We start from the raw sequence: 13,168 nt of genomic DNA, 5'->3' as shown, positions 1-13,168 counted from the left end.
AACCGGGCCTTTAATTAGTTGAGTTGGGGGCATTTTTTCCTGAACCATCACTCTCGGCAACGAACGAAAGGGCATAAGCTAGCACGAAATCTTATTAGCCATCCAGACATCTGGATGTAACGGTGGCTAAATCTGATGTTATGAGGTGTTCTGGTTTAACCGGGAGGCATATCAACGTTTTTTCAGAGGAATGTGCTAAATGGCGGTGGACTCAATCCTTCGCAGGCATAAAAAACCCGACCGAAGTCGGGTTTATCGCGAAAGCGCAATCTTACGCTTTTTCTGGCACCACGCTGAGCAGCGCGGTCAGCAGTTTCCAGTACAGACCCACGCTTTCGATGTGAACCTGCTCATCCGGCGAATGCGGGCCGGTGATGGTTGGGCCAATCGACACCATATCCATGTTTGGATACGGCTTCTTGAACAGACCACACTCCAGACCGGCGTGAATCACCTGAATGTTCGGCGTTTTACCAAACAGCGCTTCATAAGTTTTGCGCGTTAGCGCCATCACCGGTGAATCGGCATCAGGCTGCCAGCCCGGATAGCCGCCTTTAGGTGCGCTTTTCGCCCCGGCCAGATCGGCCAGCGAGGTCAGCACTTCAACCACCCAATCTTTACCGGTATCGATCAGTGAACGAATCAGGCAGATGATTTCGGCATTGTCCTGATCCATGGTCACCACGCCGACGTTCAGCGAGGTTTCCACCACGCCTTTCGCCACGTCAGAGTTACGAATCACGCCGTTTGGCGTAGCGTTTAGCAAATTAAGGAAACGATCGCGGCTGTCAGCGTTCAGCGCCTGGCCTTGATGCGCCAGCGCTTCGGTGACCACGGCGATGTTCTTCTCTTTAATGCCCAACTCGTTCAGCAGCGTCGCCTGGAAATGTGCCGCAGCAGATTTCAGTGCATCAACCTTATGACTGTCGATCGCCAGCGTAGCAAAAGCTTCACGCGGGATGGCGTTACGCAGCGTACCGCCGGTGAATTCAATCAGACGAACATCGAGTTCACGCGCGTGCAGCGCCAGAAAGCGTGCCAGCAGTTTGTTGGCGTTGCCGAGACCATGATGAATGTCGGCACCGGAGTGACCGCCTTTCAGGCCTTTCAGCGTCAGCTTCAGGGTTTCATAGCCTGCAGGAATCGCTTCACGCGTTAGCGGCAGGGTGGTGATGAAGTCGATACCACCGGCGCAACCCATGTAGATCTCACCTTCCTCTTCCGAGTCGGTGTTGATCAGAATGTCGGCCTGCAGCCAGTTCGGCTGTAAACCAAAGGCGCCGTCCATACCGGACTCTTCGGTCATGGTCAGCAGCACTTCCAGCGGACCGTGAATCAGGCTGTTGTCAGCCAGCACCGCCAGCGCAGACGCCATACCAATGCCGTTATCCGCGCCCAGCGTGGTGCCGCGCGCTTTCACCCATTCGCCATCAACATACGGCTGAATCGGATCTTTAGTGAAGTCGTGCACCGTGTCATTGTTCTTCTGCGGCACCATATCGAGGTGCGCCTGCAGCGCCACCGGCGTGCGTTTTTCCATACCGGCGGTAGCGGGTTTACGAATCAGGATGTTGCCAACCTGATCGCGCTCAACCCACAAACCTTGCTCTTTTGCCCAGCCGACAACGTGTTCGGCCAGTGCTTCTTCGTGGTAAGAAGGGTGCGGAATGGAACAGATTTTGGCAAAAATATCCCACAGCGGTTGGGGTGAAAGTTGCGACAATTCAGACACCATGCATCTCCTGTGTCAGCGTGGCGGACATACCGCACGCACGCGGGTTTCCAGTAAAAATCGTCGTCAGAAGATCTGACGTGATGGGCCTGAGAATATCACTGTTTCTCGCCGGGTGCGTAATCAGCCGCGCTAAAAACCTGCAACCAGTAAGACAGATGCTGGTTTTTAAGGCGTCAGATCCTTATAATCTCGCGCAACCTTTTCCCCCTTGCATATTTTTTAAGCCAAGTTTCTTGGCCGGGATTCCTTTATATGAGCGAAAAATACGTCGTAACCTGGGACATGTTGCAAATCCATGCCCGTAAACTGGCCCAGCGCCTGCTTCCTGTGGAACAGTGGAAAGGTATCATCGCGGTGAGCCGTGGTGGTCTGGTTCCGGCATCGCTGCTGGCGCGTGAACTCGGTATTCGCTACGTCGATACCGTGTGCATCTCCAGCTACGATCACGATCATCAGCGCGAAATGAAAGTGCTGAAGCGTGCCGAAGGCGACGGTGAAGGCTTCATCGTGATTGATGACCTGGTGGATACCGGCGGCACCGCGCAGGCGATCCGCGACATGTATCCTAAAGCGCGTTTCTGCACCATCTTCGCTAAGCCAGCTGGCCGTGCGCTGGTGGACGACTACATTGTCGATATCCCGCAGAACACCTGGATCGAGCAGCCCTGGGACATGGGCGTGGTCTACATCCCGCCAATCGTCAAAAGCTAATTGATGCATCGCAAACAACGCCCGGTTATGCCGGGCGTTGTGCTTTCTGCGCCTCGCGCGCGTATGGCGGGTGCAGTACACTCTTAGCCATCGCCACGTTGTTGGCAGGAGAATAGCTGAGATGTCTGATAAAAACCTGAGCGAAGAACTGTTCAAACCGCGTTTTAAACACCCGGAAACCTCCTCATTAGTGCATCGCCAGCATCATGCCGCTGTGCAGGTGCATAACGCCCTTGAAGGGGATACGCAGCGCGGCTGGTATCGCATGCTGAACAAGCTGCTGTGGACGTGGCGCGGTCTGTCGCCGCAGGAGATCAGCGAAGTGCTGGCGCGTATCGCGGTGAGCGAGTTTGAACGCACCAATGAAGCCTTGCTCGATACCGTGATTGGTTATCGCGGCGGCAATTGGAATTACGAGTGGTCGAAGCAGGCGGCGATCTGGCAGCAGCGCGCGTTAGAGAGCGAAAACCATGACGATGCCGGTCAGCATTGGCTGCACGCCGCCAATCTGTTCAGCCTCGCGGCTTACCCTTACATCAAAGGCGACGAGCTGGCCGATCAGGCGCAGGTGCTGGCCAATCGCGCCTACGAAGAGGCCACGCAGCGTCTGCCGGGCGAACTAAAATCCCTGACTTTTCCGATGAGCGGCGGCAGTCCGGTGACGGGGTTCCTGCATATGCCCGCGCAAGCCGAAGCGCCGTATCCCACCGTGCTGCTGTGCGGCGGCCTTGATTCGCTGCAGAGCGATCACTATCGCCTGTTCCACGACTATCTCGCGCCGCGTGGCATCGCCATGCTGACGCTGGATATGCCATCGGTAGGATTTAGCAGCAAATGGCTGCTGAATCAGGACACCAGCCAGGTGCATCAGCAGGTGCTGCGTGAACTGAGCAATGTGCCGTGGATCGATCATACACGCGTGGCGCTGCTGGGCTACCGCTTCGGTGCCAACGTGGCGACACGTCTGGCCTATCTGGAAGTGCCGCGAGTACGCGCGGTAGCGACGCTGGGAGCCATGGTGCACAGCGTGTTTGTGGATGCGCAACAGCAGCAACAGCTGCCGGATATGTACATGGATATGCTGGCGAGCCGTCTCGGTATGTCCTCAACCTCCGACAGCAATCTGCGTACTGAACTCAACCGCTACTCGTTGAAGGTGCAAGGCTTACTCGGCCGCCGCACGCCAACGCCGATGCTGGCGGCTTATTGGCCGGATGATATTTTCGGTCCGGAAGCAGACGCGCAGTTGATCGCCAACTCTTCGTCGCAGGGCAAGACGCTGGCGATTCCCGCCAAGCCGGTTTTTGCCAGTTTTGACAAAGCGCTCAATCAAATTTGTGACTGGCTGGAAAAACAGTTGAAAGGCTAACTGGCGAAATCTCTGAACTCTGCTACTACTTATATCCGGGATTTTCCATTTTTATGTTAATGGAAAGCTGGAAGTGCAATTTAAAGGGTTAAGGGAAAAGAGATGACATTACCGAGTGGTCACCCCCGTAGTCGCCTGCTTAAGCGCTTCACCGAATTGGGGCCGTATATCCGTGAAGGCAAATGTGAAGAGACACGCTTCTTCTTCGATTGCCTGGCAGCGTGTGTCAACGTCAAGCCTGCACCTGAGCTGCGTGAGTTTTGGGGCTGGTGGATGACGCTGGAAGCCTATGAAGATCACTTCACATACGAATATCATTTTGGCCTGTTTGATAAAGCGGGTGATTGGGGCGCTGCGACCATCAAAGGCAAAGAGAACAATGCCAAAGTGGAAAGCACGCTGCGTAATTTCCATGAGCGTCTGAAAGCGATGCTGCTGGAACAGAAACTCGATCTGCGCCCGGCGGAAGGCTTTAAAGAAGAGCCAGTGAAACTGAGCGCCTGATAGACTTTTAAGGGTTTAAAAAGGAAAGAGCCGGTGATGAGCCGGCTCTTTTTTTATAGACACAACGAGGGTACAGCTCAATCAGAATTGGTAAGTTAAGCCAACGGCCACAACATCATCGTTGTTCAGGTTCAGCTTGTTGTTGTCATCCAGCTGGTTGATTTTGTAATCCACAAAGGTCGACATGTTTTTATTGAAGTAGTAAGTCATGCCCACGTCGATGTATTTAACCAGATCCTCGTCACCGATCCCTTCGATGTCTTTGCCTTTGGTCTGGATATAGCCGAGGGACGGACGCAGGCCGAAGTCGAACTGATACTGCGCTACCACTTCAAAGTTCTGCGCTTTGTTAGCAAAACCGCGGGTGCCGATTGGCGTCATGTTGCGGGTTTCGGTGTAGATAGAAGCCAGGTAGATGCTGTTCGCATCATACTTGATACCGGCGCCCCATGATTCCGCTTTATCACCGCTACCCAGCGCCTGCAGCTGCTGCTGGTTAGTACGGTCTGAAGAGGTGATGGCCGACATCAGGCTGATACCGGTGTCAGCAATGGTGTAACCCAGTGACGCACCGTAACCGTCGCCGTTCTGACGAGAAGTATCGGTGATGCTGCCACGGGCGTTAGCGCTGGTGGCGTCGTTTTTGCCCTGATATTGCAGCGCGAAGCGCAGGCCATCAACCAGGCCAAAGAAGTTGCTGTTGCGGTAAGTGGCTACGCCAGTTGCACGCGCAGTCATGAAGTTATCGGTACGCGCGGTACCGTCACCGCCGAACTCTGGGAATACGTCAGTCCAGGCCTCGACGTCATACAACACGCCATAGTTACGACCGTAGTCGAATGAACCGTATTGGCCGAATTTCAGACCAGCAAAGCCCAGACGGGTTTTGTTGCCTGCGTTGGCATCAGAACCTTCAGAATTATTCGCGTTGTACTGATATTCCCACTGACCGTAACCGGTCATAAGGTCATTAATCTGCGTCTGGCCTTTGAAACCGATACGCACGTAAGATTTGTCACCGTCGCTTGACGCGTTATCGCTGAAGTAGTGTTCAGCTTTAACACGGCCGTAGAAGTCCAGTTTATTACCGTCTTTGTTATACACTTCTGCGGCGTTTGCGGTGGAAGCCAGTGCCAGCGCTGATACAACTAATGCCAGTGTGCTCTTCTTCATTTTGCTATCAATCCCAATGAGTAAAATTTGTTGTACCCGTGAAAGGTTTTGTAAAACACCGACTTTTTACCGGTTGGTGATGAACGTTTTATGACAGTTTTTCGGCTTTCTTGTTAATCGCGAACTTTTGGTCTACCGCATTGTCAGGGGATTTTTGTGCTTTTCCCCTTGCTGTTGTTGGCTTCCTTGCTCACTCCTGATAAAACGTCCCTTCGCAGATTTTTTTCTTACATGGCAGGAAAAACATGAGTGGCAGTCAGACCCTTGTGGTCAAGTTGGGTACTAGCGTCCTCACCGGCGGTTCACGCCGGTTGAATCGGGCGCACATGGTGGAGTTGGTTCGTCAGTGTGCGCAGTTGCACGCCGCGGGCCATCGCATTGTTATCGTTACTTCTGGCGCGATTGCCGCCGGACGCGAACACCTTGGTTACCCCGAACTGCCGCCTACCATCGCCTCAAAGCAGCTGTTGGCTGCGGTGGGGCAGAGCCGTTTGATCCAGCTGTGGGAACAACTGTTTTCGATTTATGGCATTCACATCGGGCAGATGCTGCTGACGCGCGCTGATATGGAAGACCGTGAACGTTTCCTTTATGCGCGTGACATGCTGCGCGCGCTGCTCGACAACCACATCGTGCCGGTGATTAACGAGAACGATGCGGTGGCCACCGCTGAAATTAAAGTGGGCGACAACGACAATCTGTCGGCGCTGGCGGCGATGCTGGGCGGCGCGGATAAACTGCTGCTGCTGACCGATCAGCAAGGTTTGTTCACCGCCGATCCGCGTACCAATCCGGAAGCGGAGTTGATCAGCGACGTGCACCAGATCGATGATGCGTTACGCACCCTCGCGGGCGGCAGCGTGTCGGGCCTGGGAACCGGCGGCATGGCGACCAAGCTGCAGGCGGCGGACGTCGCTTGTCGCGCGGGGATCGATGTGATCATCGCCGCCGGCAGTCGTCCGGATGTGATTAGCGATGTGCTGTATGGCAAACCGGTCGGTACGCGTTTCCACGCGCAGCAGTCGCCACTGGAAAACCGCAAGCGCTGGATCTTTGGCGCACCGCCGGCGGGCGAAATCACCATCGATGATGGTGCGCTGGCCGCGATGCTGGAGCGCGGCAGTTCGCTGCTGCCAAAAGGCATTCGTGACGTGCAGGGCAACTTCTCGCGCGGTGAAGTGATCCGCATTCGTAACCTGCAAGGGCGCGATATCGCCCACGGCGTCACGCGCTATAACAGCGATGCCATGCGCATGATTGCCGGTCATCACAGCCAGGAAATCGGCGAGATCCTCGGTTACGAATATGGCCCGGTAGCGGTGCACCGCGACGATATGATCGTCAGTTAAGGAGCAGATAATGTTAGAAGAGATGGGTAAAGCGGCGCGCGCTGCGTCGTACAAACTGGCAGAACTCTCCACCGAACAAAAAAATCAGGTGCTGCTCACCATCGCCGATCGTCTGGAAGCGGAAAGCGCGGACATCCTGACGGCGAACGAGCAGGATTTGGCGGATGCACGCCAAAGTGGCATGAGCGAAGCGCTGCTCGATCGCCTGACGCTCAACCCGCAGCGTCTGAAAGGCATTGCCGATGATGTGCGTCAGGTGTGTCGCCTGGCCGATCCGGTGGGGCAATTGATGGATGGCGGCCAGCTTGATAGCGGCCTGCGCATTGAACGCCGTCGCGTGCCGCTGGGTGTGGTTGGCGTGATTTATGAAGCGCGTCCTAATGTCACTGTTGATGTGGCATCGCTGTGCCTGAAAACCGGCAACGCGGCGATTCTGCGTGGTGGCAAAGAGACTTATCGCACCAACGCCGCCACCGTGCGCGTGATCCAAAATGCGCTGACCCAGCACGGTTTGCCGACCGGCGCGGTGCAGGCGATTGAAAACCCGGATCGTGAACTGGTGAATCAGCTGCTGAAGCTCGATCGCTACGTCGATATGCTGATCCCGCGCGGCGGTGCAGGTTTGCACAAGCTGTGCCGTGAAAACTCCACCATTCCGGTGATCACCGGCGGCATCGGCGTGTGCCATCTCTATCTCGATGAAACCATGGAGACCGAGGCCGCGCTGGAGGTGATCGTCAATGCCAAGAAGCAGCGGCCAAGCGCCTGCAACTCGCTGGAAACGCTGCTGATCCATCGCGATCAGGCGGACACCTTCATTCCGGCATTCCTGCAACGTATGGCGCAAGAGAAGATTGCGCTGCACGCCGACGAAAATGTGCTGGCGCTGCTGCAAAACGGTGCTGCCGAGGTGGTGGCGGTGCAAGCGGAAAATTATGATGACGAATGGTTGTCCAACGATCTGAACGTCAAGTTGGTGGCGGATATTGATGAAGCCATCGCGCATATCCGTGAGCACGGCACGCAGCACTCTGATGGCATTCTGACGCGCAGCATTGGCAATGCCAATCGCTTCGTCAACCAGGTTGACTCATCGGCGGTATACGTAAATGCCAGCACACGCTTCACTGACGGCGGCCAGTTTGGCCTTGGCGCCGAAGTGGCGGTCAGTACGCAGAAGCTGCATGCGCGTGGTCCAATGGGACTTGAAGCGCTGACCACCTACAAATGGATAGGGTGGGGCGACGATACGCTACGTCGCTAATGTTTGCTCCTGCATGACAATGGGCACCGAAAACGGTGCCCATTTTTTTCGTTTTCGATCCAGTTATTCCAAGAGCTTTTTGATTTATTTCTGTCATCTATGGCGGGCTCGCGGCTTTTCACCCATTTTTTCCTTTAGATGCTGGTCTTATTGCTACAGAACAATCCTGAAAACCCCTGTCAGAACAAGCGATATGGCACTGAACACTGGTTTCGCCCTAACCGAAGGGGATAATGATTGTCCAGCTTCATTGATAAAAGCGGTTGGGTAGTAAACTGCCGGTAATATAAAATGAACTGGTAGCAAAAATGAAAATAACATTCAGTCTTTTACTGAAGGCAGATTATTAACTGATGGTTAAAAAAGAAAGTACGAGACAAGCATTCACTGCCAGGCTGATTGCCGCATGCGAAAGCGCGGGAATTGTCGGACATGGACGGAATAAACAGGTTGCGCTGGCTCTGCAAGAGAGGGGATGCAAGATCTCAACGCCGGGGGTGTGGAAATGGTTTAACGGGCAATCGATCCCCGATGATAATAATTTACTGGCGCTCAGCCAGTTACTCGACGTGCGCGTGGAGTGGCTGCAATTTGGCATGGAAAAACCGGCCGCCTTGCTGACGCAGCGCAGTCTGGTGAACCCAAAACATCTGTTTCGCGTGGAGAGTCTGGATATCGGCCAGCACGGTGTGCACAGCGGCTCTTCGCGCGATGAACTGGTGGAAACCATTCAAGCCATTGAATATGGGCTGGAAGAGGCGCGGGTGCTGTTTAACGGCCGCCCGGCAGAAAATATTCGCCTTATCGCGCTGAACAGCGATTCGATGGCCGGCACTTTTGCGCCGCGCGACCAGCTGTTTGTCGATATCAGCGTGCATCGCTTCGATGGCGATGGTATTTACCTGTTCACGCTTGACGATCAGCTCTATCTCAAACGCCTGCAACTTCAGCACAAAAAGGTCGCGGTGATCTCCGATAACAAGCGCTATGAAACCTGGTACCTCACGCTGGAAGAAGCCAGGACGCTGCAAGTGGTGGCGCGGGTGATCATGAGCCAGGCGCGGGATTATCAAATCCTGGGCTGATCACAAAACGCCAGATTGCGGCAAAAAAATATTTTGGCTGAAATCATTAATTTAACTGACGGTAAATAAAAAATTAACCATTGGTGTTTGCCAATGCATTAGAACCTGTTAATAATTTGAGCATGGATGGACAACATACCTGCTCACGGATGAGCCCGCTCTTAAACAATTGAGGCGCTGCACAAGCGCGATACATACCATCCAAAGTTAGTGAACTTTGGGATGGGGTGGATACGCACTTTGCAGCGTTGTCAGTTGCCCTCTGATTTTCACTCTCCTCTACTTCACCCTGGCCGCGAAAGCAGCCGGGTAAGTTGACGTCGGGTATTTTCCAGAGGAATAACGAACGCGTCGGCCTCAGCCGAATTGCCGTGCCTGCCACCCCATCGCCAAAGACTCATTAACAGGAGGAGTTATGGCGATTATCCAGTACGGGAAGTCAGTATTTTCAGGTAATGCACGCACGCGCCGCCATCGGCGCCGCCAGTCCCTCAGCCTTAAGCGCAGCATCGATAGCGCACTCGGCATCGAATACGAAAACGTCACCTTGCGCACTGCTGAACGCATCTGCCAGCGCCAGACGCTGTCGCGCGTTGACAGCGCCGTGCTAGCGCCCGTTCGTGTTCAGCAGGCACAACCCAGCTTTGATAACTGCTGTCTGCCTCACGTCTATTTGTATGCCGTGCGTTAACCCTGCATCACTTTCCCCAGTTTTAAACGGAACGTTCCATTGTTGCTCACTGTTTAACCATTCTTGAGCGTTTCGCTTATATGAAAACGCGCTCAACGTCGTAAACGATCAGCAGGATTTATGTTTTTTGCCGTTTTGCGCAGCCATTTTCAGGCTGTTGCGCCCCGTCAAAGAGGAATTTCTATGAGCCAGATTATTGCCATCCTGAATTTTGAAGAGGGTTATCGCGAAGCGCCTTACCTCGACTCGCTGGGTTTCCCCACGGTCGCTGGCGGCATTCGCATCGGCCCCAAAGGGGCATCGCTTAGCAACTACATCTTCCAGGTGCCGCGTCCCGTCGGCGATGTGTGGAAGCAGTGCATTGTCGAGGGCAAGGTGCAGCAGATGCATCAGCGTGCGCTGGTGCAGCAGGCACTGGCCAAATGCAATGAGGCGCGCAGCGATGTGCTGATCAGCATGGGATATCAGCTGGGGGTGGATGGGCTGGCGATGTTTCGCGGCATGCTCACCGCCATCACGCAGGGCGATTTCAACAGCGCGGCCAACGCCATGCTCGACAGCCTGTGGGCAAGACAAACGTCGGGTCGCGCACGGCGCCATGCCGAAGTGATGCGCAGCGGCACCTACGACATCTATCGGGGGCTGCTATGAATCTGAAACTGCTGATTTTTGTCACCGCGGTGCTGGCAGTGATTGTGGTGGTGTTGGTGATGCAGCGCTTCACCACGCTGGAGTTCGTGAAACATGCGCGGCTGTTATTCAAAACCTGGTCGGTATGGCTGGCGTCGCTCGGTTCGATGCTCAGCGCGTGGGTGCAATCATTTCCCACCGCTGCGCTTGATGCCTGGAACAGCATGCCGCCCGACGTGAAAGCGATTCTGCCGCACAACTATTTGGGGCTGATTGGCGCCTTTATGGTGGCGATGGGCGTGATTGCCCAATTCATCCGCCAGAAAGGCCTCAACCAGCAGAAAAATGCGATGGAGGAAAAAGTATGACATTGCTCATGACATTGTTCGGCGGCAGCTGGCACTGGGTTGCCGCGCTGGCGGGCGTCATCGCCGCGCTGGTTGCCAGCTACTTCGGTGGCAAGAAAATCGGCAAGGTGCAGCAAGCATCTCAGGCGGCCGTCGAGCGCGCCGATAAAGCCGCGGCGCAAGCGGTAGCGGTTAACCAACAGCAGCAACTGCTGCGCGAGGAGGCCAAACGTGTGGAAGCCAGCAACCTTAATCTTGATGACGCTGCTGCTCGTGACAAGTTGCAGCAATCGAAGTATCACCAGCCCTGAATCTCCCGTCGTCATCGACTCAGCCTGCACCCTGTTTTCCCCGATTTACACCCACGGCAATGACGCCGAGCGCATGGACGTTCGCACCGTGCGCGCCATCAACAACCACAACGATCTTTGGGATCAGCACTGCGGCCAGCCGGCTCAGTAACGTTGCTCTCATGCATTTGCATTACCTACCCGAAAAGCCGAGGAGGCTATGATGATCGAAGTTAACTCTTATGCAGAACTGCGCACCACTGTACCGGCCAAAAACGGCGATTTGGCATTCTTACGTCGTTACAACGCGGACTCCACCTTCCACGGTGGCGGTGATTTTACCGGTTTTATCGGCACCACCACGGCGGTAGAAGATGGCGGTACGCTGGTGATCGGCAACGGTTTTTACTGGAAACGCGTGATTAACGATCCCACCGAAATCAACGTTTACCACTTCGGTGCCAAAGGCGACGGTTACGCCAACGATACCGAGGCGTTTAACCGTATGCTGGCGTGGACGCAAAGCTACTCAGGCAACATCACCGCATTACCGGTGCGTTTTCCTGGCGGTCGATTCCTGATTAGCCCCATCGACATCAGCGGTACCGAGCGCGCCTTCTTCGGCTTGCAGGGGGATGATGTCGAGCTGGGTTCGCTGCCGCGCACCACCATCATTTCCGACAAAAGCGCCAACACGGTGTTTAAGGTGAAGGCGCGTCGTACCTCAATCCGCGGTATTGCGTGGAACGGCCAGGCATCCGCCGACATCACCACCAACAAAAGCACTATCACTGCCGATATGTGCAGCAACGTGCAACCGTTCTTCGAAAACACCTGTATCGAAGGCACCACCGTCAATATCTACTGTTTCCGCGCGCAGAATAACGGCGGTACGGTGATCAAAGTGCTGGATACCCTCGACAGTAAATTCGACCAGATTTACACCCTGTATACCTACGGACGCGTGTTTGATGTCGGCTGGTCAAACTCGCCCAAAGGCGCGTGGGATCACTCCACGGCGATTGAGCTGTGTAACTGTAACTTCCAGACCGGTTATGGCGACGCCACGCTTTACATGCCGCGCGTGACGCAGGGGATTATTCGCAACGTGTGGATTGAGCACACGCGTAATCCGGGCGATCTCTCCGACGGAGGCTGGACGGTGGATACGCTGAACATTGAGGATTGCGGTACGCCGCTGAATCTCAACAATGCGCGCGTGGTGATCCGTCAGCTCAATCTGCAATCCGGCGCAAAACTCAGCCTGGATGCGGTGGCTGGACGTTGGTTATCCACCTTTGAGTATGGCTATCGTCGTGACGAGAACTACGGCACCTTTATGACCGGATCGCTGCGCGCGGGCTACTTCAGCGGTTACAAAATTACTAATAACACCGATACCGATAACTGGTATCGCGTTGGGCAGCTGTTCTTCCCGAACGCTAACCAGCAGTGGGTAATGGAGTTTATTGGTAAAGCGGATGCCACTCAGCCAACGGGCACTGCCGGCTCACCGGTCAACGTGGCGGCAACCGGCAAAACCTGGGTCAATCTGCAACGTCTGGAAACGGTGTGGGCCGATGCCTATCACATGGGACAACCTGCGGTGCTGGATATCCGCTACAGCCGCGTCGGCACCACCTATGCGGCGGTGTGGGTAAAACTGCGCGCCAACAGCGGTGACACCATGATGAACCTGAAATGCACCGGCCCTACGCGTTTCGATACCGGTTCCTGCTCGCTGTTCCAGCAGGACTTCTCGGTCGTGACCGATACCACCAAACTGGGCGGTTTCAAACCGGCGGCGCGTTTCGGGCTGCATAACGGTTTGGCCGGTATTGGCGCGAACGAGAAAGGGGTGCTGACCGTCGCGACGGCGGCCGGCACGCCGACCAACAAAACCGCGCCTACGGGCTTTGTGCTGGTCAACATTAACGGTGTCGATCGTAAACTTCCTTATTACGATTGAGGTCCAGCACCTGTTTGGCGAGGCCTTTGGCCTCGCCTTTTTTTGTTTGTG

General features: G+C 55.0%; 14 protein-coding genes. 11 read left to right on the top strand and 3 right to left on the bottom strand.

The features are described from left to right. Positions 1-271 precede the first annotated feature (271 nt). Complete coding sequence (gene pepD, locus Q3H59_RS15975; protein WP_192415435.1) at positions 272-1,732, bottom strand: beta-Ala-His dipeptidase; 1,461 nt, start codon at positions 1,730-1,732, stop codon at positions 272-274. 255 nt (positions 1,733-1,987) lie between these two features. Here pepD and gpt point away from each other — a divergent pair, with 255 nt between their 5' ends. From gpt to crl, 3 genes are all read left to right on the top strand, one after another. After that, complete coding sequence (gpt, locus tag Q3H59_RS15970) at positions 1,988-2,446, top strand: xanthine phosphoribosyltransferase (protein ID WP_007887137.1); 459 nt, start codon at positions 1,988-1,990, stop codon at positions 2,444-2,446. Between the two features lie 121 nt (positions 2,447-2,567). Next, complete coding sequence (frsA, locus tag Q3H59_RS15965; protein WP_280172500.1) at positions 2,568-3,815, top strand: esterase FrsA; 1,248 nt, start codon at positions 2,568-2,570, stop codon at positions 3,813-3,815. Between the two features lie 102 nt (positions 3,816-3,917). Next, positions 3,918-4,319 carry a sigma factor-binding protein Crl gene (gene crl, locus Q3H59_RS15960; RefSeq protein WP_008108946.1) on the top strand — a complete coding sequence of 134 codons (402 nt, stop codon included), beginning with the start codon at positions 3,918-3,920 and terminating at the stop codon, positions 4,317-4,319. Positions 4,320-4,400: 81 nt separating this feature from the next. On the opposite strand, the gene ompC is transcribed toward crl, so the two are convergent. Continuing rightward, positions 4,401-5,492, bottom strand: coding sequence for a porin OmpC (gene ompC / locus Q3H59_RS15955; protein ID WP_101762516.1), 1,092 nt, complete (start codon positions 5,490-5,492; stop codon positions 4,401-4,403). A gap of 245 nt (positions 5,493-5,737) precedes the next feature. Between ompC and proB the strand changes: the two genes are divergently transcribed. The 7 genes from proB (at position 5,738) to Q3H59_RS15920 (ending at position 11,169) form a co-directional block, all read left to right on the top strand. After that, positions 5,738-6,841 (top strand): glutamate 5-kinase, encoded by a 1,104-nt coding sequence (gene proB / locus Q3H59_RS15950; protein WP_101762515.1) that lies wholly within the window; start codon positions 5,738-5,740, stop codon positions 6,839-6,841. Positions 6,842-6,851: 10 nt separating this feature from the next. Continuing rightward, positions 6,852-8,105: a glutamate-5-semialdehyde dehydrogenase gene (gene proA / locus Q3H59_RS15945; RefSeq protein WP_309835799.1), complete on the top strand. Its 1,254-nt coding sequence runs from the start codon at positions 6,852-6,854 to the stop codon at positions 8,103-8,105. Between the two features lie 353 nt (positions 8,106-8,458). Continuing rightward, positions 8,459-9,190, top strand: a complete 732-nt coding sequence (locus Q3H59_RS15940; protein ID WP_309835797.1) for a S24 family peptidase — start codon at positions 8,459-8,461, stop codon at positions 9,188-9,190. 415 nt (positions 9,191-9,605) lie between these two features. Then, the gene (locus Q3H59_RS15935) at positions 9,606-9,881 is read left to right on the top strand and encodes a hypothetical protein (RefSeq protein ID WP_110867800.1); all 276 of its coding nucleotides are present in this window, start codon (positions 9,606-9,608) and stop codon (positions 9,879-9,881) included. Positions 9,882-10,064: 183 nt separating this feature from the next. After that, positions 10,065-10,532 carry a glycoside hydrolase family protein gene (locus Q3H59_RS15930; protein WP_101762511.1) on the top strand — a complete coding sequence of 156 codons (468 nt, stop codon included), beginning with the start codon at positions 10,065-10,067 and terminating at the stop codon, positions 10,530-10,532. Further along, positions 10,529-10,879: a hypothetical protein gene (locus Q3H59_RS15925; RefSeq protein WP_101762510.1), complete on the top strand. Its 351-nt coding sequence runs from the start codon at positions 10,529-10,531 to the stop codon at positions 10,877-10,879. The genes Q3H59_RS15930 and Q3H59_RS15925 overlap by 4 nt, the downstream gene beginning before the upstream one ends. Beyond that, positions 10,876-11,169: a hypothetical protein gene (locus Q3H59_RS15920; RefSeq protein ID WP_110867798.1), complete on the top strand. Its 294-nt coding sequence runs from the start codon at positions 10,876-10,878 to the stop codon at positions 11,167-11,169. The genes Q3H59_RS15925 and Q3H59_RS15920 overlap by 4 nt, the downstream gene beginning before the upstream one ends. A gap of 19 nt (positions 11,170-11,188) precedes the next feature. Here the strand turns inward: Q3H59_RS15920 and Q3H59_RS15915 are convergent, their stop codons facing one another. Further along, positions 11,189-11,332, bottom strand: a complete 144-nt coding sequence (locus tag Q3H59_RS15915) for a hypothetical protein (RefSeq protein WP_158527638.1) — start codon at positions 11,330-11,332, stop codon at positions 11,189-11,191. A 39-nt stretch (positions 11,333-11,371) separates the two neighbouring features. Between Q3H59_RS15915 and Q3H59_RS15910 the strand changes: the two genes are divergently transcribed. After that, on the top strand, positions 11,372-13,117 hold the full coding sequence (locus Q3H59_RS15910) for a glycosyl hydrolase family 28-related protein (RefSeq protein WP_192236783.1): 1,746 nt from the start codon (positions 11,372-11,374) through the stop codon (positions 13,115-13,117). The last annotated feature ends 51 nt before the right edge of the window (positions 13,118-13,168 follow it).

Origin of the sequence: Pantoea sp. SORGH_AS_0659 (assembly GCF_031453915.1) — a bacterium.
In the GTDB taxonomy this organism is placed as follows: Bacteria; Pseudomonadota; Gammaproteobacteria; order Enterobacterales; family Enterobacteriaceae; genus Pantoea; species Pantoea leporis.
This window is presented reverse-complemented; position numbering and strand designations above follow the sequence as displayed.

Bases quoted from the DNA above. Each gene is read 5' to 3' on its own strand.
- gpt (WP_007887137.1), top strand. From the start codon at position 1,988: ATGAGCGAAAAATACGTCGTAACCTGGGACATGTTGCAAATCCATGCC.
- frsA (WP_280172500.1), top strand. From the start codon at position 2,568: ATGTCTGATAAAAACCTGAGCGAAGAACTGTTCAAACCGCGTTTTAAA.
- crl (WP_008108946.1), top strand. From the start codon at position 3,918: ATGACATTACCGAGTGGTCACCCCCGTAGTCGCCTGCTTAAGCGCTTC.
- ompC (WP_101762516.1), bottom strand. From the start codon at position 5,492: ATGAAGAAGAGCACACTGGCATTAGTTGTATCAGCGCTGGCACTGGCT.
- proB (WP_101762515.1), top strand. From the start codon at position 5,738: ATGAGTGGCAGTCAGACCCTTGTGGTCAAGTTGGGTACTAGCGTCCTC.
- proA (WP_309835799.1), top strand. From the start codon at position 6,852: ATGTTAGAAGAGATGGGTAAAGCGGCGCGCGCTGCGTCGTACAAACTG.
- Q3H59_RS15940 (WP_309835797.1), top strand. From the start codon at position 8,459: ATGGTTAAAAAAGAAAGTACGAGACAAGCATTCACTGCCAGGCTGATT.
- Q3H59_RS15935 (WP_110867800.1), top strand. From the start codon at position 9,606: ATGGCGATTATCCAGTACGGGAAGTCAGTATTTTCAGGTAATGCACGC.
- Q3H59_RS15930 (WP_101762511.1), top strand. From the start codon at position 10,065: ATGAGCCAGATTATTGCCATCCTGAATTTTGAAGAGGGTTATCGCGAA.
- Q3H59_RS15925 (WP_101762510.1), top strand. From the start codon at position 10,529: ATGAATCTGAAACTGCTGATTTTTGTCACCGCGGTGCTGGCAGTGATT.
- Q3H59_RS15920 (WP_110867798.1), top strand. From the start codon at position 10,876: ATGACATTGCTCATGACATTGTTCGGCGGCAGCTGGCACTGGGTTGCC.
- Q3H59_RS15915 (WP_158527638.1), bottom strand. From the start codon at position 11,332: ATGAGAGCAACGTTACTGAGCCGGCTGGCCGCAGTGCTGATCCCAAAG.
- Q3H59_RS15910 (WP_192236783.1), top strand. From the start codon at position 11,372: ATGATCGAAGTTAACTCTTATGCAGAACTGCGCACCACTGTACCGGCC.